The sequence below is a fragment of the Allocatelliglobosispora scoriae genome (assembly GCF_014204945.1).
Lineage (GTDB): Bacteria > Actinomycetota > Actinomycetes > Mycobacteriales > Micromonosporaceae > Allocatelliglobosispora > Allocatelliglobosispora scoriae.
Genome location: NZ_JACHMN010000002.1, coordinates 611,449 through 636,296, shown reverse-complemented (window position 1 = coordinate 636,296; position 24,848 = coordinate 611,449). Strand labels below are relative to the sequence as shown.

Below are 24,848 nucleotides of genomic sequence, written 5' to 3'. Positions count from 1 at the left end.
GCCGACACATCGTCAGTGAGGCGCGGCCCTCAGCGGTGGCGGCCGCAGCCGGTCCCCGGCGAGGCCGAACCGCTGATGCGGCAACGGCTGCAGGAAGTCGAACATGGACAGCACCCCGATGGGCCTGGTGAAGGTGGCGTCGGTCTCGCGCAGCCACAGCAGCAGCTCGACGTGGGTATGCGGCGACGACGGGTTGCCGGAGACACCGCTGCGCCCGACCACCCGGGGCGCCACCGAGCTGAACCCCTGGTCGGGATACGTGGTGTCGCCGCTGGGCGCGGACGCGTCGACCGAGCGCAGGTGCCGGTAGTCGAGCTGCACCCACAGCTCGGTCCCGGCCGCCGCCTGCGGGTTGTCGGCCTGGAGCAGCCGGTAGGCGTAGACGACCGAGGTCTGCGCGCCGCCCGCGCGGGGACCGTCCACACTGAACCCGCCGAACGTCTCCGGGTCGGTCTCCTGATCGTCATCGGGGGGTGCGACCGGCGTGAAGCCAGGTGCGGCGAGGGTCACCAGGGCGCCGATCACCGCATGGTGGAAGCCGCCGTCAGGCGAGGAGGGCGGCTGGTCGCCCCGGGTGAGCAGCGCGGCGACCCGGGCGGTGAAGGTGGCGGCTGCCGCGGTGATCGCGGCCCGCGCGGCGGCGACCGGAGCGCCGGGTGCTCCGCCGGCGAAGGCCGCCAGCTCCGGCGGGATCTCGCCGCTGGACCCCAGCCGCTGCTGTACCCCGGCGACGAGCGCCTGCTGGTAGGGGCCGGACATCCCGGTGGCGTACGCGGTCTCGCCCGCGCTGCTGCGGACCGGGTCGCGGGAGGTGCAGAGCTGCCGCAGCAGCTCGGTCCAGGCCGCAGCGCTCCACCCGGCCGGTCGCCGCGTCGCCCAGTCGTCGCGCAGGGCGGTGAACATCGCCGCGCCGATCGCCGCGCGCATCCGGTCCATCGCCGCCTCCTCGCCCGCCGCGCCCGTGACGACTTCCCGGAAGAAGAGCGCCGCGAGGAACCGGTCCACGCGCGGATGCCGGGGCGAGTCCGGGTCCGCGCCGCTCGACCGCATCAGCCGGGTACGCACACCCGCGGCCAGCGTCGACTGCTCGTAGACGTGCCGGTACTGCTGCAGCGGCGTCCGGTCGGCGACGGGCGCCAGGGCGGCCCGGACCGCCGATGCGGTGGCCGGATCGGCGAGGAGGTCAGCGCAGCGGCGCCGCCACCGGTTGGCGAACCCGTGGTCGCCGTCGAAGTAGCCCTCGACGAGCTTCGTGAACAGGTCCACCGGCGGCGAGCTGCGGGCGATGTCCCGGGTCCGCCAGCCGTCGGCGGCGTACCAGCCGGTCGGCGTGCCCGGGTCGTCGCCGAGGATGTCCTCGCCCAGGTAGAGCAGGGTCGGTTGAGCCGGACGCAGCGGCCGGTCCACCCGCATGATGACGTCCCAGGCCGACGGTGAGTGCCCGTTGTAGGTGCTCACGCCGACCCGGGCGTCCGCCGGCTCGCCGAACCCGGCGGTCTGGAACCCGGCCCCGATCGCCGACAGGGTGCCGACGAGCCCGCTCCACACGTTCTCCGCCGTCCGTACCGCGTCGCGGCCGCGGGATCGCTGATTCGGCACCAGGTAGCCGTGGTAGCGCAGCTCCTGGAAGAGGCAGTAGAGCCGGTCCAGTCCCGCCTGGACAGCCGCGTCGGTGCGCCCGGCGCCGCGCGGGCCGCAGGGGCGGCGGATGCCGTCGGACCGGGTGCCGGTGAGGTCGGCGGGGTCGTCGGTGCCGAGCAGCCGCTGCTCCTCGGGCGGCAGCAGCGACAGCAGGCCGAGCTCGGTCAGGCGCGCGGTGAGGAAGACGTTGCGCCTGCCTCGCCACCGGCGGCATGCCGCAGAGCGCTGTCCGGCGAGGTCGCCGTGATCGCCGGGGACGGTCCAGCGCAGGGTGCGGGTCAGGGCGTCGTCGAGGGCGGCCTGCCAGCGACGGTCGTGCCCGTGCATCCGGGGCGCCGGGAGCAGGTCCGGCCAGCAGTTCACGGCCCGGTCGGTGCGGGCCGGGTCGGTGGCCCGGCGTTCGGCCTCGGTGAAGATCCGCAACGCGCGTGCGTCCTCCAGCACCCGCAGCGATTCGTTGACCGCGCCGTGCATGCCGCGCAGCACCGCTCGCAGCCGCCGCTGCGCGGCGGTCGGGACCAGTGGCGGGTGCTGCGCGCAGGTCCACGCGACGACCGAGGCGGCCTGGCTCGCGGACACCCGCGGCGGAGGGGCCGCGCCGGGCCGGTGTGCGTCGCGGAAGGCGGCTCCGGCGGCCCGCAGCAGCGGCAGCCAGATGCCGCCGGCGCCGTCGGCGTGGCGGGCCAGCAGCCGGTCGTCCATCGGCCCGACCGGGTGGGCGGGCACACCGCGCCGCCGGGTGCAGTTGAGCCGCTCCCGGCCCCAGTGCCAGACGGCTGCGAGCAGGCACGACCGTTCGTAGGCCGACCATGCCTGGGCGTAGAGCCGTTCGCAATCGTCGAGGCGGCTGCGCAGCGGCACCTCGCCGGGCAACCCGGTGCCCTGGTAGAGGGCGTACTGGATCAGCTCGGCGGGGGTGGGCGGCAGCATCGCCGCTCGCGTGCCGGATACCGCCGAGCCGCTGATGGAATTGCCGGTGCCGACCGGTCCATCGGCGGTGGAAGCCGACCCGCCGGTCGCGGCGGCCGATCCACCGGTGGCTGGTCCGCCCGTGGTGGCGGCTGGTCCGGCGGCGCCGGTCAGCGCCCGCCACCGGGTGATCAGTGCCGTTCGGTCACGCCGCAGCGTCCGCATCGACGCCTGGTAACCGTCCGGTGCCGCGGTGCCCTGGGACTGCGCCGGGCGCGGTGTGCCGGGAGTGAGGGCCGGGGGCCGGGTGGGCGGCGGCTGGGCGTAGACAGCCGCCCGGTCCCGGCCGAGTCGCAACAGATCCGCCACGAAGGCCCGCTGTGCCGGGTCCAGGCCACCGGGTGGCTGCGGCGAAGGATCATCGGCCCAGGTGAGCCGGCCCGCCGTGCCGGTCAGGACGATCGGGTCGTCCTGGCGTCCGGTGGGGACCGTCATCGGTCACTCATCGGCGCCCGCCACCGCCAGCGGCTCGCCCCGCGCCACGTCGAGGGCGCCGGTCGGCGTCCACTCCGTCCACTGGGCGATCAGCTCGCCGGTCGGTTCGTTGGCGCTGGGCCGGTAGGCGGCGTACGTGTCGGCGGCGGCCCGGACCTGGTCGGCGATCGCCTGGTAGGCCGATCCGCGCAGGTCCGACCCGGGCAGCTGCCCGGTGTCGACGAAGTGCAGCCACGACTCCTCGAAGCCGGGACGGATCGTCAGCACGATCCGGGCCGCACCGGAGCGGAGGAACTGCAGGTGGTCGCTGTCGGCGTGGGTGAGACGCTGCTTGAAGTCCCAGCGCTCGTGGTCGGTCCAGAAGTAGGGGTAGAGGACGAAGTTGACGTTCTCCCACTCGATCGCGGTGTGGAGAAAGGTGATGAGCTGCCCGTGGCCCAGGGTCGCCTGCCAGGTGGCGTCGTCGGACACCGTGCCCCGGTCGCCGGAGTAGATCCCGCGGATCACCTCGTCGACGCGGGGGTCGTCGAGGTCGCCGGCTGCTCCCTGCTGTGAGTGCGGCAGCGACGGGGGATAGAAATTGAAGGTCGGGCCGAGCATCCACCGCAGGGCGCCCTTGATGACCTCCTCGCGTTCCAGCTGCCGCAGCTGCAGGGTGTCCACGGCTGCGAGCTGGTCGAGCAGCGCGTCGTGCCGCTGCCGCGCGGCGTCGACCTGCTGCTGGTGCCGGGTCGCCTGCGCTTCGGCGAGGATCGCGTGGGTACGCGATCGCCACACCTCCGTCGTCGGCGCCAGCGGGGTCACGGTGGCCCGCACGTGCAGGGTGAGCGTGGCGCCGTCCTCGGTGTCGTTGAACCACTCGTACCCGAAGATCCATGGATAGGTCCCGGTGAACGCGCCGTCGCCGATGAGGTTGGTGTTCTCGCCGCGCTTGGGATCGATCCGGCTGGTGATCCGCCGTGGCTGTTCGGGGGCGTCACGGCGGGTCGCCTCCGCGCCCTCCACGCTGACCGACTCGCGTACCAGGCGATAGCCCTCCGGGATCGGCAGATCCACCGTGGCCGAGCCGCCCACCTTGCGTCCGGCGTAGGTGACGGTCCGCGAGGACGCGACCTGCTGCGGTTCGGGTGCGGCGTCGACGGTGACTCCCAGCGCCGCCGCCTGCCGGGCCGCACCTGCCGTGGTGAGCCCCGCCGAGGGGGTCAGGACCGGGGCGGGCGCCTCCATCCGGACGCGCAGGTCCGCCAGCTCCCGATAGACCCGTAGCAGGTAGGAGCCGGGCTCCGGGATGGTCAGGTCGTAGGCCATTCGGGCGCCGTAGCGGTAGAGCCCGACCCGCCACTCGCGGACCATGCGGTGGAAGTCCCACCGGATCGCCTCGGTGGCGGTATTGGTCAGCTCACGGCTGCTGATCTCTTCCGTCTCCCACTGGGAGACGCTGCGGAAGGTGACCTTGTGTTCCTGTTTCGCCCGCGAGGCGGCTCGCTTGGTCAGCTCCCGCTGGTGCTTCTCGGACTCGGTCTCGGTGCGCGTCTTCTGGTCGCTGAAGGTGAACCCCGCGTTGGCCTGCACGTTGAAGACGCCGAAGTTCGAGCCGGCGGAGACCGCCGCCGACAGCGCGATCTGATGCGTCTGCTGGGTGGTGGAGGAGTGGGCCAGCTCCGACTTCTCCGCCAGCGCCTCCTCCCGCTCGGTCTCGGTGGTGGTCGCGACGAGCGACGCGAACTCCTTCTCCGTTCGCGACCACTCCCGGTGCTGGAGGCGTACGGTCTCGCCGGGCAGCAACGTGACCGAGTGGACCAGATCGCCGCGCAGATACCGCATGGGCGCGAAGTCGAGCCGCTCCAGGTAGAGGAATCCGATCCGGTCCTGGCGGGCCGCGCCGCGCAGCGCGTCGAGGGCCTGACGCCGCTCGACGACTCGGCGCTGGCGCGCGTCGAGGTACTGCGACCAGCCCGGTGCGAGCGCGACGGGCAGCGTGGTCGCGGTGCCGTCGACCGTCTCCACCACGCCGGTGGCCTGCAGGTAGCGCACGGCCGGATTGATCTGCTTGGCCAGCTCCACCGCGATCGGCGTCGCCACGGGTACCGCTGACGACGGCTTGATCACCGGCGCCGCGGCGGTCGGCTGGGCCAAGCCGGGAAGGTGCGCGATCTTCGCCGCCGCCGCCGCCGCCGCGTCGGCGAGGGACGGATGGTCCACGGTCACCGCTGTCGGCACGGTGCCGGGCAGCAGGCCCGCGACGGCGACCGTTCCTGCGGCGATGAGGTCGCGTTCGGCGGTGAGAGCGGCGTCGGCGAAGGCGGCGACCCGCTCGATCGGCACCGAGGCGAGCGCGGATGAGACCGTCCGCACGTCGCCCGCGTGCATGGCTGTCACGGCGCGAGCGAGTTCGGGTGCGTCGTGCGGGGACTGCCGGACGTGGTCGATGACGGCTGCCGCAGTGGCCGGGTCGGCGAAGACGGTGGCCAGCATGAACTGTTTCACCAGCACCTGCTGTTCCAGCACGGCGACGCCCTTCGGCGGCGACTGGTCGGCCGGGTCGGCGGTGGCACGGGGTGCGTAGACGCACGAGAACGTGGACCGGGTCTCCGGGTGCTGCGGCGGTTTCTCCACGGGCGTTGCCCTCCTGTCGACCGATCAAGGATCTGGCACGAGGGGTCGGTCGGCAAGATCGATCCTGGTCCGATCACCGACAGGGCGCCGGGTGTGCCGGGCCTGGTGATGTTGGTCGTGCGGATACGCGAGGTACGACTGAGACGGCTCAGGCCCGCAGGATCCGCCCGTGCAACTGGGCGAGGTCGTGGCCGAGGGAGATTCCCAGCTCCTGACGGTAACGGGCGTCGCCGTCGGCGTAGCAGGCCAGGGCCTCTGCTCGGCGACCGGATCCGTGCAGCGCACGCATCAGCTGTCCCCGGAACCGGTCGTGGAAGGGCCACGCCCGCACGGTTCCGGTCAGCTCCGGGATCAGCCGCTCGACGGCGCCGAGCTCCAACTCGGCCTCGAACCGGTCGGCCAGGACGGCCAGGCGCCGCTCTTCCAGCCGGTGGCGCTCCCGGTCGGCGAGCTGCTCCGTTACTCCGTGCAGGGCTGGGCCTCCCCACTGTCCCAAAGCGAGCTGGAATGCGTCCGCGGCCCGTCGTGGCTGCCGGTCGGCGAGGGCGGCGCGTCCCAGGGCCGTGTATGCGTCGAAGCGGGCCAGATCCAGATCGGCGTCGTCGGCGTCCAGCTGGTAGCCGTCGTAGCGGCGGTGGATACGGCCGGACGGCCCGGCCGCGCGGCGTATGCGGGAGACCAGGTTGTGGAGCTGGGCCTGCACCGATCGAGGGGGATCATCGCCCCACAACAGGCTCATCAGCGTCTCCGTGGACACCGTGCGGGCCCGGTTCAGCAGCAGTACGGCGAGGATGGTGCGTTGCTTGCGCCCGCCCAGCGGCAGCGGTGCACCGTCACGGCGTACCTCGACCGGCCCCAGGATGTGGAAGGTCATGGACCGATCATGGCCGTGGGATCGCTGCCGTTGAACAGTCCGCGGTGTTCGGGATCGTTCGGGTCGGTGTGCATGGCGGATGCATAGGTTCGCCGTGAAGGTCGTACCGAGACTGCTGCCATGCGCCTGTTCTCGCGTAGCACCCTCAGTCTCCTCACCGTCCTCATGGTCGCCGTGACGCAGGTCGTGGTGGCTGAAGCATCCGCTGCCGCCGTCATGCCCTCCGCAGCCTCCGCATCCGTCCCGGCCCGCGACGCCGCCGACACCACCCGCATCCGGGCCTCCGACCGGGCGGAGATCCTCGGCACCGGCTGGGCTAGCTCGGCCGACCGGGCCTGGCGGGTCGACGGCGACGCCGCCGGGCTGCATGTCCTCGTCGCGGCGGCAGCCGAGGGGTACGCCTGGCGGACAGCTGCGACGCTGGCGGAGCCCGGATTCGGCGACGACATGTGGATCGGCAACGCCTGTGTCACGGCCTCCGGACGCCGGCTCGCCGTGGCCTACGCACCGCGGCTCTTCACCAACGACAGTGTCCTCCAGGCCCGGGGCGCCTTCACCGCGATCGTGGACCTGATCAGCGGCGAGGTCGCCAAACTGCCGTTCACCGCCACGCTGGCCTACTACAGTCCCGGTTGCGGTGAGGGTGAGGCCGCCGTGTTCACGCAGACCGCCGGCGACCACGCGCTGCGTACGCGTCTGATCAGGGTGAACACGGCGACGGCCAAGCCGGCGCCGCCGATCGACCTCGACGGCCAGGTGACCTCCGCTGTTCCGGTGGCCGGGGCGATCGTCGCCGCCGACTCGGCACGTCTGGTGCGCGTCGACGCCACCGGACGCCGCAGTGTCGTCGCGCGGACGAACGCCGTCCCATTCAAGATCACGGCTGCGGCCGACGGCAGCCTCGCGTTCCTCGACCGCGACGGCGACACGGCCCTCGTCCGTCGCCTGGCCGACGCCCGATCCGCCGTCCTGTCCACGGTGGCCACCGGCGCCCTGACCGAGATCGACCTGACCAGGGACGCTGCTGGTCGACCGATCGTCACCGGCGAGGGGACCCGCGCCGCGGGAGCCGGGGCGGTCGTGCTCTCGGGCGCTCCCAAGGGCGCGCTGGCGTCGACCCTCGGCCAGGTCCTCACGTGGACCGAGCGCGGCGACCCGCGCGTCCCCGACGCCGATCCCCAGCACGTTCGCACCACCGGCATCCAGCTGCGCTCCTCGGCCACCGGCCGGTCGGCGAGGTTCGAGGTCCGCCCAGGCACTCGACCGGCGGCACCCGGCGCGGGCAGCAGCCGGTCCGGTACGCGATCCGGCGCCGCCCCGACGCTGGTCGGATCGCCGTCGAACCCGGTCGAGGCCGAGCGCACCTGCTCCGTGCCCCGCAACGACGCGTGGAACCAGGTGATGCAGCCCAAGCCGCGCCAGGTGGAGTGGGCGGTGGACCAGGCCGTGCGCAACGTGCTGACGGTCGCGCGCCCGGCCAACTGGAAGAACCTGGGCATGCCGGCGTACACGCCGCAGGGCCTGTTCCCGCCGGTCGGGCTGAGCGGCGGAGGCTACGTCCCGGCCCAGGTCATGCTGGGCATCGCCGCCCAGGAGTCCAACCTGTGGCAGGCCACCGGCCGCGCTCTGCCCGGGATGACGGGCAATCCGCTGGTGGGCAACTTCTACGGGCGCGAGATCTACGACGCCGACCCCGGCAACGACTGGGACATCCACTGGTCCGGCGCCGACTGCGGCTACGGCATCATGCAGTTCACCGATGGAATGCGGCTGGCCGGCCGGGAGCGGCCGGGCGAGACGGCGCTGCCCTACGACAAGCAGCGGGCCGTGGCGCTGGACTTCGCCACGAACGTGGCCGCCGGGCTGCAGCTGCTGCAGCAGAAGTGGAACCAGACCCGGGGTGCCGGGCTCACCGTGAACAACGGCGATCCGAAGTACCTGGAGAACTGGTTCTTCGCCATCTGGGCGTACAACTCGGGATTCCACGCCGACCAGGGCGACGGCTCCGCGTGGGGGGTGGGCTGGCTGAACAACCCCGCGAACCCGAACTACCCCGCGAACCGCAGCTCGTTCCTGGACACCACGATGGCCGACGCGGCGCACCCGCAGGACTGGCCCTACCCGGAGAAGGTGCTCGGCTTCGCCGGGCACCCGATCGAGCTGCCCGAGGCGCCGGGCGTGACGGTGGCGGCGTTCCGCCCGGCGGTGTGGAACGGCGGCCCGGACGGTGGTCCGATCAACCGCCGACAGGTCAAGCCGCCGGTGAACCAGTTCTGCGACACCACCAACAACTGCGTGCCTGGCGGGCACTACCTGCCCGACGACCCGGGGGTCGTGGGCGAGCCGGCGGGCCCCTGCGCGCACCAGAACCCGTCCGGCCAGTACGACCTGAAGTGCTGGTACCACCGGGGGACGACGTGGAAGGCCGACTGCGTCCAGACGTGCGGCTACGAACTGCTGCGCTTCGACCCCGGCTACGCCTACCAGGACGACGGGACCTCCTACCCGCCCAGGTGCGATGTCAACGGTCTGCCGCCGGGCACCGTCGTCATCGACGACATCCCCGCCAACGCCCCGATCGAACGCCCCAACTGCGGGCGGCCGTTCACCGACGGCGGATCGTTCACGTTCACCTTCGGGGCCGACGCCGCCGGCAACTACCCCTCCAAAGCCGACACCCATCAGTTCGGGGCGGGCTTCGAGGGCCACTTCTACTCGTCGTTCGGACGGGGGGCCGGCTACAGCCCGCCCTTCGGCGAGCCGCGCATGCGGGTCACCGGCACCTGGCGGGCGACGCAGGCGGTCCACGGCTATCTGCGGGTGAAGGTGGCACTGCCCGACGTCGGCGCCACCGAGCGACTGGCCCGCTACGACATCGACCTCGGCAACGGCCAGACCCGCTTCCGCGTCATCCCGCAGCGCAGCACCAGCAACACCTGGTGGGACCTGGGCACCTTCCGCTTCGACGGCATCCCGGCGGTCAGCCTGAGCACCTACACCGTCGACGGCTACGGCGACCACACCGTGGCCTGGGACGCGGTCGCGCTGGTCCCCTCGGTCCAGCCGTCGGCGAGCTACGTGGCGATGGGCGACTCGTACTCGTCGGGCGAGGGCCTGGCGCCCTACCGGGCGGGAACCGACATCCCCGAGGGCGACCCCGAATCGAACACCTGCCATCGCGCGCAGCGCGACGCCTACCCGTCGCAGGTCAAGGTGCCCGGCCACAGCACCACCATCGAGCAGGAGGCCGCAGCGGGCAATGCCAACTTCGCCTTCATCGCCTGCTCGGGGGCGAAGACCACCAACATCACGCGGACCGCCTACAACAGTCCGCCCTCGCCCGGCGACGCGGCGGGTCACACCGACTGGGGGATGCCCGCCGGCACCGACGAGCGCAGGTTCCTCTACAACGGCGAGCTGCCGCAGGTCGAGCAGGGCTACCTGGATGTAGACACGACCCTGGTCACGTTGAGCGTCGGCGGCAACGACGCCCGATTCACCGAGGTGATCCGCGGCTGCGCCCTGTCGCTGCAGCTCTGCTTCGACGACGCCTACCACCTGACCCGCGGCAACGGTGTCGTCGATCCGGACCCGATGAAGGTCTACGAGAAGGCCCTCATCCGCGAGCAGCTCGGTACCCATCTGAAGGCGGCCTACCACGCGATCCATGCCAAGGCGCCGAACGCGACGATCGTCGTCCTGGCCTATCCGCAGCTGTTCGAGGACTTCGCCACCATCAACACGTGCGCGCTCCTCACACCCGACAAGCTGAACTTCCTCAACACCTTCGCCGACCTGCTCACCATCGCGATCGGGAAGGCGGTGCGGGAGGTGAAGGCCGAGGGCATCGCGAAGATCAGCTATGTCAACACCACCCAGCGCTGGCGTGACGGTGTCAACCGGTGGCCCTGCGGCCCAGCGACGCTGCCCGTTCCCGCGCCCTGGACCTACCCCGTCATCCCGGGCTGCTTCAACGGCGGCATCGAGGTTCCCTGCAAGGCGAGCTTCCACCCCACTGTCCCGGGCCACGTCGAGCTGGCCGACCTGGTGAACACGCAGCTGCGCGGGCACAGCACGGCGTCCCAGATCCAGGCCCACATCGAGGCTTATGCGCAATCCCGGACAGATATGCCGCAGTGGACCACGCTCACAGCTCCACAGGCTGCGGTCATCGCTCAGCTCTGCCTGGACTACACGTTCCGGGGCGGCGTCGTCGGCGATCCCTGCATGACCGACGCGATCCTGGTGCCGACGACGAACGACGCCAGGGGCGCGGCCGAAAACGACGACTTCGCGCTGCAACGCAATCCCGCTTGGGTCGAACTGAACTACACCTCCGGGGCGCAGAAAAAGGCCCTGCACGGCATCACGAAGAGCTGGATGAACAACAACGCCTACCGGCCCAACGTCTGCCCCGTTCCGCGCAAGGACTACCCCGAGGCCGAGTTCCAGTGCGACGAGTACCCGTTCTATGCCAGCCGGCTCGGAGGCGCCTGGGACTTCTACGAAACCAAAGGCATCGAACAGTTCTCCGAGAGCTCGACCTCGCTGCGGATGATCCCGGGTCCGGAGAACCTCGCCGAAGGAAGGCTGATCAGCCAGCTGGTCTCCGGCAGCCGGTGCAACTTCACGAGCTGGGGTACCCCGCAGGCGATCCCCGGCCAGCCCCCGGTTCATCCCGGCAGCAAGTACCTGACCATCCCGTACATCGTCGCAGACGGGTCGGCACCGCTGTCGACCTACATCTGCCCGGCCTAAGGAGAAGAATGTCTCTGCTCAAGCGTGCCGCAGCCCTGCTCGGCGCCATCGTGCTCGCCCTCACCGGACTGGCGGTGGTCGCACCGGCCGCCCACGCCGATCCCGGCTGGGACACCGGCATCCCCACGTCCTGGCGAAGGGCTTCGATCTTCGCCGGCACCGAGAACATCAACCTCAACTCCCGCCGCCTGGTCTTCGAGGTCGACCAGTACAGGGGCGATGGCTGGGGAGTCCAGCTCGGCCCGGCGCTGGCGCACACCAACCAGATCTGGGCCATGCAGGCGGCGTCCGAAGGCGGGTTCTACTACCACGCCGGATACGACCAGAGCCTGTGCCTGGACTTCGACGGCGATCCCGGCTACGGCAACCAGTTGAAGGTCCGCAACTGCGACGGATCCGCCTCGCAGCGGTGGTTCCCCATCTGGCGTGACGGCGGCTTCGAGCTGGCCACCCACAGCGACCGGAAGTGGTGCGTAGACGTGCCGAACTCCAACTTCGCAGCCCCGCAGCAGGGTCAGATCTGGAACTGCAACCACACCGCGGCGCAGTTCTTCACCGAGTCCGGCTGCCACGGCTGGAGCTGCACCGGCCTGTGGCCCGACCAGATGGGCTGTGACCTGGACGCGACGACGGTCTCCGACACCACCGGCTCGGACGGTACGCGCATCACGGTGCACACGTCGGGCTACCGGTGCCTGTCGGTCTGGACCAAGATGACGCTGAGCTCGGTGTGGCAGCTGCCGAGGTGGGCCGAGATCCGGGCGTACCCCTCCGGCGGGTCGATCTACTACCGCAACCAGCAGGTGTCGCCAGGGAACATGGTCTGGACGCCGATGCTGGACCGGACGCCGTCCGGCACGGTCTTCAAGGGCTGCCTCGTCAACGAACTCAACAACCGCGACGGCTGGTGCGGGCCCGGGCTCTCGTTCTGACCGGTCACGCGTTTCGGTTGCCTCCACAATTCCAGCACCCGTACCGGATGGCGCACGGCGCGGTTCTACCGATAGCACCGTGCGCCGCTGAAGCCCAGGGACCGGCTATGCCCGGCCCCTGGGCTTCGGGCCGGGCGGTTCGAAGCCGCCGTGCCGCGCCAGCCGCGAGGCGTGGCTCGCGTAGGTCCGAGCGTCGACGGCGAGACCCAATCGTGTCGCGGCATCGGCCAGCCCGGTGAGCGCCTCGATCTCGGCCCGGCGGAGGTTGATTCGGCGGGCCAGCCGCAGCCCCCGGTGGAACAGCAGCCGGGCCAGGCGGTATCGGCCCAGACGCAGTCGCGCCTGGGCCAGCCCGATGACGCAGCTCGCCTCCCACTGCAGGCTCCCGGCTCGGCGGGCCGACGCCAGCGCGATCAGCGCGAGCGGCAGGCCGGTCTGATGATTCCCGGCTCCATTGTGGATGTCGGCGGCGGTCTTCATGGCCGCCAGCGCGCCGAGTGGGTTGCCGATCTCGTCGAAGATCCGCCAGGCCAGCGCGCTGTCGGCGAGCGCGGCTTCTGCCTCGCCTCGCTGACTGCGCACGATCGCCAGGTTGATCAGCACGGCCGCCTGTCCGCGGCGCGAATCGACGAGCCGATGCAGGCGCAACGCCTCCTCCAGGAGCTGGAACGCGTCGTCGAGTCGGCCCTGCCCGATCCGCACCGTGGCGAGGTTGTTGCGCCGGACCGCCTCGGTGCCCGGCAGGCCCATCTCCCGGGCCAGGTCCACGGCTCGGCTCAGATACTCCCCGGCCAGATCGAGCTCCCCGAGGCGCGAGTACATGACGCCGGCCCGGTCCAGCGCCGCGCGTTGCCCCTCGCGCCAGGACGCCGCTTCGGCGAGGCGCAGCGCCTCCAGGAAGTGTTCAAGTCCTTCGCGGGTACGCCCCTGCAGATCGGAGTCGTTGCCCAGCACCAGCCGTGCGGCAGCCTCCGCGCGCACGTCGCCGTGGCCCCGGGCTGCCTTCAGCGCGGCGGCGCCGATCTCGGGCCAGGCCAGGGCAGTCCGAGCGGACAGCTGGTAGATCCGCAGTGCGTCGGCGAGCTGCCATGCGAAAGGGGCGAGGTCGAGCTCCTCGGCCTCCAGCACCATCGCCTCGAGGTTGAGCGCCTGGCTGTCGAGCCAGGCCAGGGCCGTCTCCAGCGACGAGAAGATCTCCCGCTCGCCGTCCGACGGGCTCGCACCCTGCGGGTCGAGTAGGTCGGCCACGGCGCTCACCCGCTCCAGATGCCAGGTGTACGCCCGGCGCAGCGCGTCGGCGTCGCGGCCGAGGTCGCGGGCGTAGACGCGGAGCAGATCATGCAGCCCGAACCGCCCGTCGCGGTCGGCGGCCAGGTTCTCCTCGATCAAGATGTCGAGGGCGTCGGCCGCCGCGACCCGGTCGACGGCGAGCGCGGCAGCCACTTCGTCCACCCCTGCCGAACTGCTTGGCAGACAACCGAGGAGCCGGAACACGGCGCGCGCCGACTCGGGCAGCGATTGGTAGGACGAGTCGAAGGCGACCGCCACGGCGGAGCGGTCGTCACCGTGCGTGCGCAGTTGGCGGAGCCGATCGTGCCCGGTCAACCGGTCGAGGCGCTCGATCAGCGACGCCCCCGAGGAGCGGGCCAGCGTCGCGGCGGCGATGCGCAGCGCCAGCGGCAGGCGCCCGCAGGCCTCGGCCAGCCGGGTCGCCTGGGCCGGCTCGAGCCCGCCGAGAATGGAGTCCAGCAGTTCGCGGGCATCGCCGTCGGCGAGCGGCGGCACGGGAAGCACGGCGGCGCCCTCGGCCGCGACCAGGCCGGTCAGCGCGGTCCGGGCGGTGACGAGGACGAGGCAGTCGGACGTGCCTGGAAGCAGCGGCCGGACCTGATCGGCGGCGGCCGCGTTGTCCAGCAGAAGGAGGACACGTCGGCCGGCGAGCAGCGAGCGCAGAGCCGACGAGGCGTGCTCGACGTCCGGCGGGACCTGACCCACCGGGACTCCGAGGCCGACGAGCAGCCGCCGCAGGGCCTGCGTCGGCCGGGTACGCCGCCGCTCACCGTAACCGTTCAGGTCGAGGTAGAGCTGGCCGTCGGGATACCGTTCCTGGGCCCGGTGCGCCCAGTGCAGCGCCAGCGCCGTCTTCCCGACCCCCGGCGGGCCCGTGACCACCACCAGGCGGCGCTGCTCGCTCAGGCTGTCCAGCTGGGCGCATTCGCCGGCGCGGCCCACGAACCCGTCGACGTTCCAGGGCAGCTGCCGGGGCTGGACCGGTGTCGCCGAGACCGGCTGCGGTGCCCTGGACAGCCGTGCCCGGGCCGCCAGCCACTCCTCGGCCTGCGCCTGCGTGGCTCCGCAGGCGGCGAGGAACGCCCGCATGACCTCCACTCTCGGCAGCGACGGCTTGGAGAGCATGTCCCAGACGGTGGTCGCCGGAAGCGGGTAGCCGGCCTGCCGGGCTCGCCGTGCGACGTCCCGAAAGCTCAGCCCCGCCCCGGTCCGGATCTCATTGAGCAGTGCCACCAGGTCCGCCGCCGATTCGGCGTCCGAAGGCCCGCTCTCGATTCTCCACACCAGACATCAACCGCTTGGATGTCGCGAACGGTTGTCGCCTCGATGTCTCCACAGTGAAGGGAGACAGCCGTTACCTGGCCGTTACATCCTGGAAATTTGGGGCTTGACGGAGATCTCTCGGTACGCAATCATCGATGAAATATCCTATAGGATCTTCCCTCCCTCAGGGAGCCGTCCCGAGAGGCATCACTATGAGATCGATGGTTCGGCTGGGTTCCACCGTAGTTCTGGTCGCCCTGGTCACCATGGCCGCCGCCTGCACCAAGAAGGAGGCCGACGACACGTCGGCCAAGACCCTGTCGGCCGACAAGGTCAAGGTGGCTCTCGTCCCCGGCGGAGCCCACCCCTACTTCCAGCCGTGGAAGAGCGCCGGCGACAAGGCCAAGGGCGCCTTCGGCCTGGGCGACGTCACCTTCAACGAGACCGCCGGCTGGGACCAGACCAAGCAGAACGACGTGCTCACGTCGCTCGCCGCCCAGGGTTACAACGCCTTTGGCATCTTCGGCGTGGCCCCGGAGAACATCAACGCCACGTTCGACAACCTCAAGCGCCAGGGCTTCCATGTCGGTTCGCTCGCCTCCTGCCCGGCGGGCGACACCAACAGCGCGGACTTCTGCCTCTCCACCGACGTGGAGCAGGCGGCCTACAAGGCGGCGAAGGCGGCCGTCGATGCCATGGGCGGCCAGGGCAACCTGGTCCACCTCACCGGCAACAAGGTCGACGCCAACACCCAGCGCCGCATCGCCGGCGTGAAGAAGGCGGTCGACGAGACCGGCGGCAAGGTCGTCCTGCTCGACACGATCACCGACATCGACAAGGACCTCCAGAGCGCGCAGAAGGCGGTCGCCGACCTGCTCGCCGCGAAGGGTGCCCAGGTCAACGGCATCGTCACCACCGCATACAACCCGGCGGTCGCCGCAGCTGAGGGCGTCAAGCTGACGAAGCTGCCGATCAAGGTCATCGCGATCGACGACGACCCGACGATCATCGCCGGTGTCAAGGACGGCTCGGTCGCCGCCACCGTCCTGCAGAACCCGCTCGGCCAGGGCTACGTCGGCGCGTACGCGCTGATGAAGCTCTCCGGGGGCTGCACGATGACGACCCCCGGCGTCATCATCGACTCGGGTTCGTTCGTCGTGACCAAGGCGAACGCCGACACCTACGACAACGACCGCCAGGCGAAGACGGACTCCCTCAAGGCCGACTTCGACAGCAAGTACCTCTCCTGCAAGTAGCACCCGCAAACGGCCGGGGCGGGTGCCCGCCCGCCCCGGCTCCGCACCACCCCTCGGATCGGAGCGCAGTGAAGGAAGAGACCGACACCGGCCAGCGGCGACTACCGCTGTGGGCCAACCCCCGCATCGGGCTGGTCGTCCTGCTGATCGTGCTGGTGACCCTCTTCACCAGCCTGCGGCCGGCATTTCTCAACACCCAGCTCACGCTGGTCCCGATGCAGGCCGACATGAGCGTCTACGTCGTCGTCGGCCTCGCCCAGCTCTCCGTGCTGTCGCTGGGGCACATGAACATGGCGGTCGGCCGGATGGCCGCGATGAGCGTCTTCGCCGCCGGGCTCGTGCACGACCGGCTCGACGCGCCGCTGCTCGTCACCCTCGGGGTGGGGCTGGCGGTCGGCGCCCTGCTCGGGGCGCTCGCGGGCCTCATCATCGCCAGCACCGGCGTCAACTCCTTCGTCGTCACCCTCGCGCTGGACTTCGCCCTGATCGGCCTGGTCTCGCTGCTCTACGCCACCTTCACCGACGCGGTCGCCTTCGCCGGGCAGCCCGACGGGATGCGGGCGCTGCGCACCGACACCCTCGCCGACTACTGCATGGGCGACGTCTGCGGTCCGCACGTGCCGCTCGTCGTACCCTTCGCGCTCATCGCCGTCCTCGTCGTCGGCCTCATCTTCCGCTGGTCGCGGCTGGGCCGGGAGGTGCTGATGACCGGCGCCAACCTCAAGGCCGCGGAGCTCTCCGGCATCCCCGTGCGGTCCCGCATCGTGCAGGCCCACGCCCTGTCCGGGCTGCTCGCCGGGCTGGCCGGGTTCCTGCTCTCCGCCAACAACGGCGCCTTCTCCGCCAGCATCGGCGACGGCTTCCTGCTGCCGTCGTTCCTCGCACCGGTGCTCGGCGGCACGCTGCTCGCCGGCGGCGCCGTCAGCGTCCTGGGCACCGTGCTCGGCACGGCGATCGCCCAGGTCATCTACAAGGGGCTCAACCTGCTGCAGTTCCAGGTCGACGAGCTCAAGCTCTACATCGGACTCGTGCTGCTCGTCGCGCTCTCGCTCGACCGGCTGCGCCACACCGTCGCCGAGAAGCGGGGTGTCCTAGCATGACCGCCACCACCGCCACCCCCTCCGTCGCCACACGCAGCCGTCGCACCGTGCGGACCGCCGAGTTCACCCTCGTCGCGCTCGCCGTCATCGGGTTCGTCGCGCTCTCCATCGCCACCCAGGGCAACATGCTCACCGCCGACACGCTCGGAGCGTTCTTCCGCTTCCTCGCCGTACCGATGGTCATCGGGCTGGCGCAGATGGTGGTGCTCGCTATCGGGCAGATGAACCTCTCGGTCGGCGTGCTGACCGGCTACTGCGCGATGATCGGCGCCTGGCTGATGATCGAAGTCGGGCTGCCCACGCCGGTCGCGGTCCTCGCCGCGATCGCGCTCGGCGCCCTCGTCGGGCTCGGCAACGGGCTGCTCGTCGTCTTCACCCGGATCAACGCCTTCATCGTCACGCTCGCGACCATGACGATCATCGAGGGCCTCCGGTACGGCGTGCACGGGCCCGGCACCTACCAGGACTACTCGCCGGGCCTGCAGTGGTTCGGGCAGAAATCGCTGCTGGGCCTGCCGCTCGTCTTCCTCGCCGCCGCCGTCGTCGCCGTGCTGGTCTGGCTCTTCTTCGCCCGCACCGTGGCCGGGCGGCACCTGCTCGCCAGCGGCGGCAGCCCGTTCGCGGCCCGCCTGTCCGGTGTCTCCAACCCCCGGTCGATCCTCATCGCGCACGCCCTGTCGGGGCTGCTCGCCGGGGTCGCCGCCGTCCTCACCCTCGCCCAGTCCGGCTCCGTCAACGCCACCATCGGCGACGACCTGCTGCTGCCCAGCTTCGCCGCGCCCATCATCGGCGGCGTCGCGCTCGCCGGGGGAGTGGTGAGCGTCCTGGGCACCTGCCTCGCCGCCTTCATCATCCGGCTCGTCGACGTCACCCAGGCCCAGTTCGGCATCAACCGGCGCTGGGTCGACCTCATCGTCGGCGCGGTCGTGCTCGGCGTGGTGCTTGCGGGAGCGCTGCGCGGCAAGATCACCCGCCGCACTGCCCCGGGGAGGACCTCATGATGCTGCTCGCCGAGAAACTCACCAAGACCTTCCCCGGCGTCCGGGCACTCGACGGGGCCACCCTCGCCGTCCGGGCGGGCAGCGTCCACGCTCTGCTCGGCGAGAACGGCGCCGGCAAGAGCACCCTCGTCAAGCTGCTCACCGGCGTCTACAAACCAGAGGCGGGGCGGATCCTGCTCGACGGCGCGCCCGTGCAGCTCGGCAGCCCCATCGAGGCGCTACGGGCCGGAATCGGGGTGGTGCACCAGGAGCGCAACCTGGTCCCCGAGTTCAGCATCGCGGAGAACATCGCGCTGCAGCACCTGCCCCGGCGCTTCGGCCTCGTCGACCGGCGCCGGATGCGCGCCGAGGCGCAGCGCTGCCTCGACCTGCTCGACCTCCAGCTCGACCCCGACGCCAAGGTCGCCGGGCTCTCCGTGGCGCAGGCGCAGCTCGTCGAGATCGCCAAGGCGCTCTCGGTCGACAGCCGGGTGCTGCTGCTCGACGAACCGACCGCGTCGCTGACCGGGGACGAGGCGGACCGGCTCTACGCCATCGTCCGCAAGCTCACCGCCACCGGGCACGCCGTGGTACTCGTCAGCCACAAGCTGGAGGAGGTGTTCGCGGTCGCGGACACCGTCACGGTCCTTCGCGACGGACACAGCGTGGCCGAGGCGGAGGCGCTCTCGGCGTACACCCGGGATCAGATCGTGGACCTCATGGTGGGGCGCGAATATCGGTCGGTGGCGCTCGCGGATCGCGTCGCCGGCGGCCGCGAGACGCCGGCGCTGAGCCTGAGCGGCGTCAGCACGCGCCACGGCCACCGCGACGTGTCGCTCGCCGTCGCGCCGGGGGAGATCCTGGGCCTCTACGGGCTGGTCGGGGCGGGTCGCACCGAGCTCGCCCGAGCCGTGTTGGGCCTCGACGAGATCATCGCAGGGCAGGTCGCCGTGCACGGGAAGCCCGTACGCATCCGCGACGTCGGCGAGGCGCTGCGCAGCCACCGCATCGGCTACGTCTCGGAGAACCGCAAGGAGGAAGGGCTCTTCCTGGAGCAGCCCATCACCCGCAACGTCGCCGTGACCGTGTGGCGGCGCCTGGCCAAGGCCGGGCTCATCCCCGACCAGGCCGAGCGTAAGGTCGTCGCGGACTACACCGAGCTGCTCGGCATCCGGGCCGCCTCGCCGCAGCAGCTCGCCGGGCAGCTGTCGGGTGGCAACCAGCAGAAGGTCAGCCTCGCCAAGTGGCTCGCCGCCGAGTGCGACATCCTCATCGTCGACGAGCCGACCGTCGGCATCGACGTGCGGACCAAGGCGGCGTTCCACGAGCTCATCGCCCGACTGGCGAGCGAGGGCCGGGCGATCCTGCTCATCTCGTCGGACCTGCCGGAGGTGATCACGCTCGCCGACCGGGTCGCCGTCATGGGCGATCGGACGATCCTCGGCGAGCTGCCCAACGACCGCGACTACGCCGCGATGAGCCAGCGCATCATCCGCCTCATCCATGCCCCGGTCGCGGCGTCACTGAAGGAGCCCGCATGAAGATCCTCGCCGTCGACACCTTCGACATCCGCTTCCCGACCTCGCGCGAGCTCGACGGCTCCGACGCGATGAACCCCGACCCGGACTACTCGGCGGCATACGTCGTGCTGCGGACCGACTCCGAGTTCGAGGGGCACGGCTTCACCTTCACCATCGGCCGCGGCAACGAGGTCTGCCGGGCCGCGATCGACGCGCTCGCTCCGCTCGTGATCGGGCAGGACGTCGACGACCTCGGCGAATTCGCCCGCCGGTTGACGCACGACTCGCAGATCCGCTGGCTCGGGCCGGAGAAGGGCGTCATCCACCTTGCCGCCGCAGCCGTCATCAACGCCGCCTGGGACCTCGCCGCGAAGGCCGTGCGCAAGCCGGTCTGGCGGTTCCTGTCCGAGATGAGCCCCGAGCGGATCGTCGACGCCGTCGACTGGCGGTACCTCTCCGACGCTCTCACCCCCGACGAGGCCCTCGACATCCTCACCGCCGCGGTGCCGGGCCGGTCGGCGCGGATGGCGGAGATGCTGCGCGACGGGTTCCCCGCATACACCACGTCGCCGGGTTGGCTCGGCTACGACGACGAGAAGCTCACCCGGCTCGCCAAGCAGGCGGTGGCCGACGGCTACGGCCAGATCAAGCTGAAGGTCGGCGCCGACCTCGATGACGACATCCGTCGATTCGCGCTGGCCCGGGCCGCTGTGGGACCGTCGATCCGGATCGCGGTCGACGCCAACCAGCGCTGGGACGTGGACGCGGCGATCACCTGGATGAAGGCGCTCGCGCCGTTCGATCCATGGTGGATAGAGGAACCGACGAGCCCCGACGACATCCTCGGCCATGCCGACATCCGGCGCGCGCTCGCCACCGCCGGTCCCGGCGGGAAACGGGTACCGGTCGCCACCGGCGAGCACGTGGCCAACAGGGTCATCTTCAAGCAGCTCCTGCGGGCCGAGGCGGTGGACTTCGTGCAGCTCGACGCGTGCCGGGTCGGCGGGGTCAACGAGAACATCGCGATCCTGCTGCTGGCGGCGAAGTTCGGCGTACCGGTCTGCCCGCACGCGGGCGGTGTCGGGCTCTGCGAGCTGGTCCAGCACCTGTCGATATTCGACTACATCGCGGTCTCCGGCGACCTCGCCGACCGGGCCATCGAATACGTCGACCACCTGCACGAGCACTTCATCGATCCGGTCGTGATCTACCAGGGGTCCTATCTGGTGCCGCGGACCGCCGGATTCTCGGCGCAGATGCGTGCCCAGTCGCTGGCGCGATACGCCTTTCCGGACGGCGAGGCCTGGCAGTGACTTCGCTATCGTATTGGATATAGCTGTGTCGGTTGAATCTTGGCGGAAGGGAAGTACGCTCATGACCTCTCCCGCGCCGATCCCGCGGCTGCGCCGTTCGATCCTGGGCGACGACGTCTACGAGACGATCACCGCGCTCATTCTCGAGCACTCGATCGCACCGGGCGACCGCATCAATATAGACGCGCTCGCCCGGCAGCTCGACGTCTCCGCCACCCCCGTCCGGGAAGCGCTGGCGAGGCTGGAGTCCGACGGGCTCGTGCGCAAGCGCGCGCTCGTCGGCTACACGGTCAGCCCGCTGCTGACCCGCGCCGAGTTCATGGACATGTTCGACATGCGCCTGGTCCTGGAGGGCGCGGCGGCGCGGTGGGCGGCGGAACGGGCCGACGACGACACCCGGCAGCAGATCCTGCGCGAGGCCGGATCGATGGTCGTGCCCGAGTCGACCGAGGCCGACGGGTGGCAGGCGCACGCCGTATTCACCAAGGTCGACGCCCAGTTCCACGACCTGATCGCCGGGGCGGCGGACAACCCGCTGCTGCGCGACGGGATCGCGCGGCTCCACTCCCACCTGCACATCCACCGGCTCTATTTCCCGTTCGGGCAGGCGGGCACGACGGGCGACGAGCATTCGCGGATCGCGTCGGCGATCAGCGCGGGCGACTCCGACGGGGCCGAGGCCGCGATGCGCGAGCACCTGATCCAGGCCCGGCAGCGGCACCTGGAGGTCTTCGGCGAGGCCTAGCGCCTGCCGATCCGCGCCTGGCGCCGATCACCGATTGGCAGGCGCTCGATTCCGCAATCTCGGTGTAATAGTGCGCCCGATGGCATAACATGTCGCTTTGGGCCGGGCGTTCGCCCGCTCTCGCACCTCACCGCGGGTGGCACCGCCGCCGGCCAACGCCTGTGCGAGGAGGCGACGTGTCCAGGGAAGTCACGCTCGGAGTACTCTCCCCCTTCCTGGGCGGGTGGTACTACGGGGGTGTCATCGCCGGCATCGCCCAGTCGGCTCCGCAGGCCGGCGCCAACGTCATCGCGATACAGACCTGCGACGCCGGCAGCGACCAGGAGGAGGTCCTGGAGCCGCCGGAGCTGCGGCACCCGCTCGCCTGGGACCACGCAGCCGGGTTCATCGTCATCCTGCGCGCCGCGACCCCCGCCTACCTCAAGTCGATCCAGCAGGCCGGCAAGCCCGTCGTGGTCATCAGCCACGACTTCGACGACCTCGACTGCCCGGTGGTGCTGCCCGACAACGTCACCGGCGTCCGCAAGGTCGTGGCGCACCTGATCGGGCACGGCCACCGGCGGATCGCGTTCGTGGGATTCCTCGGCGCCAACGACATCGTCGAGCGCTTCGACGCCTACAGCGAGACGCTGCGCGCGCACGGCATCGAGCCCGACCCCGGGCTGGTCTTCGCCGCCGACGACAACCTGCAGACCGGTGGCGTCGCGGCGGCGTACCGGATGCTCACCGTCGGGATCACCGCCACGGCCGCCTTCGTCGCCACCGACTCCAACGCGATAGGGCTCATGGGCGTCCTGAGCGCCGCGGGGGTCCGGGTCCCCGAGGACCTCGCGGTCGCCGGCTTCGACGATCAACGAGTCGCGGCGTACGCCAGGCCGAGGCTGACCACCGTCCGGCAGCCGGTGGAGATGCTGGGCCGGGTCGCCGTCGCCGAGCTGATGAAGCGGATCCGCAGCGAGACCACCGAGACCGGCCACCACTACGTGCCCACGGCGATGGTCCTGCGCGAGTCCTGCGGCTGCGCACCCGGTTCCGCCGCCCGCCCGGCCGACCTGGCGGAGCTGATCCGGCGGCTGCGTGCCGACGTCTCGCCCGTCGCCGGAGAGGTCGCGTCGGAGCGGGTCGTCCGTGACGTGGAGGTGATCGCCGCCGCGGCGACGACGGGGATCGGCGACGGGCAGGCCGAGCTCTGCGCGGCCGTCGACCGGCTGGCCCGCGCCACCGGCCGCCCGGAGATCCTGATGGACATGGCGAGCACCATCTGGGACCACGGGCGGGCGGCCGACGCCGACGCCGACGGTCTCCGCCGCAGCGGGGCGGTCGTCGAGTCGGTGATGCTGACGCTGATGCAGATCCACGGCCGGGCCCAGTTCGACGACAGCGACTTCCTGCTCGACACCCTGCGCCGGCACTACGACGTGAGCACCCACCTGCTGCGCAGCCACCGGGAGGACCCCCGTCGCCTGGACTGGCTCGAACGCACCCCGGCCCGCGCGGGCAGCCTCGGCCTGTGGTCGACCGACGCGCGGTCGGCGGGCGGGGATGCGGTGCTGGACATCGTCGGCGGTTTCGTGCGGGAGCGCAGCCCCGACACGGTCCTGCCGACGGCTCTCGGTGTCGGCAGCTTCCCGCCCGCGCACCTGCTGGAGATCGCCGGGCAGCGGCCAGACGGCGTGGTGTTCGTCGTGCCGGTGAAGGTCGACAACAGCGACTGGGGCCTGCTCGCGATCGTCGAGACCGCCGAACCGCAGGTCGCCACCGGCCGCGAGCCGGTCAACCACTGGGCGGCGCTGCTGTCGGCGACCCTCGATTACGAGAAGGTGCTGCGGGATCTGCGCCGCCGCAAGGACCAGCTGCGGACGGCAGCCCTCTACGACAACCTCACCGGGCTGCCCAACCGGACCCTCTTCCTCGACCGGCTGCGCCGCGCGATCGCCCGGGCCAGGCGGCGGGCCAGCGACCAGTTCGCCGTGCTCTTCCTCGACCTCGACGGTTTCAAGGTCGTCAACGACAGCCTGGGGCACGCGGTCGGGGACCGGCTGCTGGTGCAGGTCGCCGGGCGGATCGCCGACAACCTCCGCGACTCCGACACCGCCGCCCGCTTCGGCGGTGACGAGTTCATCATCCTGCTCGACGGCGTCGAGAGCCTGCAGACCGCCGTCGACGTCGCCGACCGGCTCCAGATCGCGCTGGTCCCGCCGTTCCACCTGGAGGACCAGGCGGTCGTCGTCAGCGCGAGCATCGGCATCACCCTGTCCACCGGCGGCACCGCCGACGCCGAGGGACTGCTCCGCGATGCCGACATCGCGATGTACTCCGCGAAATCTCAGCTCAAGGGCTCCTACGCCGTCTTCGACACGGCGATGCGGACCAGGGCGGTGCAGCGGCTGCAGATCGAGACCGAGCTGCGCCACGCGATCGAGCACGGCGGCATCGAGGTGCATTACCAGCCGATCGTGCACCTGGCGACGGGTCGGGTCCATGCCTTCGAGGCGCTCGCCCGCTGGCGGCACCCGGACCGGGGCCTGATCGCCCCCAACGACTTCCTGCCCATCGCCGAGGAGACGGGCCTGATCGTCGCGCTCGGCCGGCAGATCATCGCCGAGTCGTGCCGCCAGCTCGCGCAGTGGCGCCGCACCACCGGCCGCGCCGACCTGCGGATCACGGTGAACGTCTCGCACCGGCAGCTCTGGACCGGTGCCCTGATCGAGGACATCGACGCCTGCCTGCGGGAATCCGGCCTCGACGGCGGCAGTCTCGCGCTGGAGCTGACCGAGAGCGTCGTCATGCGCAACGTCGTCCAAGCCCGCACGATGCTGGAGGAGGTGCACCGGCTGGGCTGCTCGGTCTACATCGACGACTTCGGCACCGGCTACTCCTCGCTGGAAGCCCTGCACCGCCTGCCCATCGACGCGCTGAAGATCGACCGATCGTTCGTCTCCCGCCTGGGTGTCGACCTCAAGAGCAGCGAGCTGGTCCACTCGATCGTCCTGATGGGACAGAAGCTCGGCCTGGAACTGATCGCCGAGGGCGTCGAGTCCGAGTCCCAGCGGGGCCACCTGCTGCGCTTCGACTGCCAGTTCGGCCAGGGCTACCTGTTCGCGAAACCGCTGCCGGCCCCGGAGGCGGCGGCGCTGCTCGGCGCGGTCCGCTGAG

General features: G+C 71.2%; 13 protein-coding genes. 9 read left to right on the top strand and 4 right to left on the bottom strand.

Features of this window, described 5'->3' with window-relative positions:
* Positions 1–12: 12 nt before the first annotated feature.
* From F4553_RS08675 to F4553_RS08665, 3 genes are all read right to left on the bottom strand, one after another.
* Positions 13–3,045, bottom strand: a complete 3,033-nt coding sequence (locus tag F4553_RS08675; protein ID WP_184834285.1) for a hypothetical protein — start codon at positions 3,043–3,045, stop codon at positions 13–15.
* Positions 3,046–3,048: 3 nt separating this feature from the next.
* Positions 3,049–5,661, bottom strand: coding sequence for a hypothetical protein (locus F4553_RS08670; RefSeq protein WP_184834283.1), 2,613 nt, complete (start codon positions 5,659–5,661; stop codon positions 3,049–3,051).
* A gap of 148 nt (positions 5,662–5,809) precedes the next feature.
* Positions 5,810–6,535: an AfsR/SARP family transcriptional regulator gene (locus F4553_RS08665; RefSeq protein ID WP_184834281.1), complete on the bottom strand. Its 726-nt coding sequence runs from the start codon at positions 6,533–6,535 to the stop codon at positions 5,810–5,812.
* Between the two features lie 120 nt (positions 6,536–6,655).
* Between F4553_RS08665 and F4553_RS08660 the strand changes: the two genes are divergently transcribed.
* Together F4553_RS08660 and F4553_RS08655 are read left to right on the top strand one after the other, a co-directional pair.
* Positions 6,656–11,293, top strand: coding sequence for a GDSL-type esterase/lipase family protein (locus F4553_RS08660; protein WP_184834279.1), 4,638 nt, complete (start codon positions 6,656–6,658; stop codon positions 11,291–11,293).
* Between the two features lie 8 nt (positions 11,294–11,301).
* Positions 11,302–12,225, top strand: coding sequence for a ricin-type beta-trefoil lectin domain protein (locus F4553_RS08655; RefSeq protein WP_184834277.1), 924 nt, complete (start codon positions 11,302–11,304; stop codon positions 12,223–12,225).
* Between the two features lie 105 nt (positions 12,226–12,330).
* On the opposite strand, the gene F4553_RS08650 is transcribed toward F4553_RS08655, so the two are convergent.
* Complete coding sequence (locus F4553_RS08650; RefSeq protein ID WP_221469822.1) at positions 12,331–14,748, bottom strand: ATP-binding protein; 2,418 nt, start codon at positions 14,746–14,748, stop codon at positions 12,331–12,333.
* Positions 14,749–14,999: 251 nt separating this feature from the next.
* On the opposite strand from F4553_RS08650, the gene F4553_RS08645 reads away from it, so the two are divergent.
* The 7 genes from F4553_RS08645 to F4553_RS08615 all read left to right on the top strand — a co-directional run bounded on the left by F4553_RS08645 (position 15,000) and on the right by F4553_RS08615 (position 24,847).
* Positions 15,000–16,034, top strand: coding sequence for a sugar ABC transporter substrate-binding protein (locus tag F4553_RS08645; RefSeq protein ID WP_221469821.1), 1,035 nt, complete (start codon positions 15,000–15,002; stop codon positions 16,032–16,034).
* 68 nt (positions 16,035–16,102) lie between these two features.
* Entirely contained in the window at positions 16,103–17,134 is a 1,032-nt protein-coding gene (locus F4553_RS08640) for an ABC transporter permease (protein ID WP_184834271.1), read from the top strand.
* Positions 17,131–18,135: an ABC transporter permease gene (locus F4553_RS08635; protein WP_184834269.1), complete on the top strand. Its 1,005-nt coding sequence runs from the start codon at positions 17,131–17,133 to the stop codon at positions 18,133–18,135. The genes F4553_RS08640 and F4553_RS08635 overlap by 4 nt, the downstream gene beginning before the upstream one ends.
* Positions 18,132–19,655 carry a sugar ABC transporter ATP-binding protein gene (locus F4553_RS08630; RefSeq protein ID WP_184834267.1) on the top strand — a complete coding sequence of 508 codons (1,524 nt, stop codon included), beginning with the start codon at positions 18,132–18,134 and terminating at the stop codon, positions 19,653–19,655. Before F4553_RS08635 ends, F4553_RS08630 begins: the two co-directional genes overlap by 4 nt.
* Entirely contained in the window at positions 19,652–20,947 is a 1,296-nt protein-coding gene (locus F4553_RS08625; protein ID WP_184834265.1) for an enolase C-terminal domain-like protein, read from the top strand. The genes F4553_RS08630 and F4553_RS08625 overlap by 4 nt, the downstream gene beginning before the upstream one ends.
* Before the next feature lie 61 nt (positions 20,948–21,008).
* Positions 21,009–21,692, top strand: a complete 684-nt coding sequence (locus F4553_RS08620; protein ID WP_184834263.1) for a GntR family transcriptional regulator — start codon at positions 21,009–21,011, stop codon at positions 21,690–21,692.
* 176 nt (positions 21,693–21,868) lie between these two features.
* Complete coding sequence (locus F4553_RS08615; RefSeq protein ID WP_184834262.1) at positions 21,869–24,847, top strand: EAL domain-containing protein; 2,979 nt, start codon at positions 21,869–21,871, stop codon at positions 24,845–24,847.
* Position 24,848: the final 1 nt, after the last annotated feature.

Bases quoted from the DNA above. Each gene is read 5' to 3' on its own strand.
- F4553_RS08675 (WP_184834285.1), bottom strand. From the start codon at position 3,045: ATGACGGTCCCCACCGGACGCCAGGACGACCCGATCGTCCTGACCGGC.
- F4553_RS08665 (WP_184834281.1), bottom strand. From the start codon at position 6,535: ATGACCTTCCACATCCTGGGGCCGGTCGAGGTACGCCGTGACGGTGCA.
- F4553_RS08660 (WP_184834279.1), top strand. From the start codon at position 6,656: ATGCGCCTGTTCTCGCGTAGCACCCTCAGTCTCCTCACCGTCCTCATG.
- F4553_RS08655 (WP_184834277.1), top strand. From the start codon at position 11,302: ATGTCTCTGCTCAAGCGTGCCGCAGCCCTGCTCGGCGCCATCGTGCTC.
- F4553_RS08645 (WP_221469821.1), top strand. From the start codon at position 15,000: ATGGTTCGGCTGGGTTCCACCGTAGTTCTGGTCGCCCTGGTCACCATG.
- F4553_RS08635 (WP_184834269.1), top strand. From the start codon at position 17,131: ATGACCGCCACCACCGCCACCCCCTCCGTCGCCACACGCAGCCGTCGC.
- F4553_RS08630 (WP_184834267.1), top strand. From the start codon at position 18,132: ATGATGCTGCTCGCCGAGAAACTCACCAAGACCTTCCCCGGCGTCCGG.
- F4553_RS08625 (WP_184834265.1), top strand. From the start codon at position 19,652: ATGAAGATCCTCGCCGTCGACACCTTCGACATCCGCTTCCCGACCTCG.
- F4553_RS08620 (WP_184834263.1), top strand. From the start codon at position 21,009: ATGACCTCTCCCGCGCCGATCCCGCGGCTGCGCCGTTCGATCCTGGGC.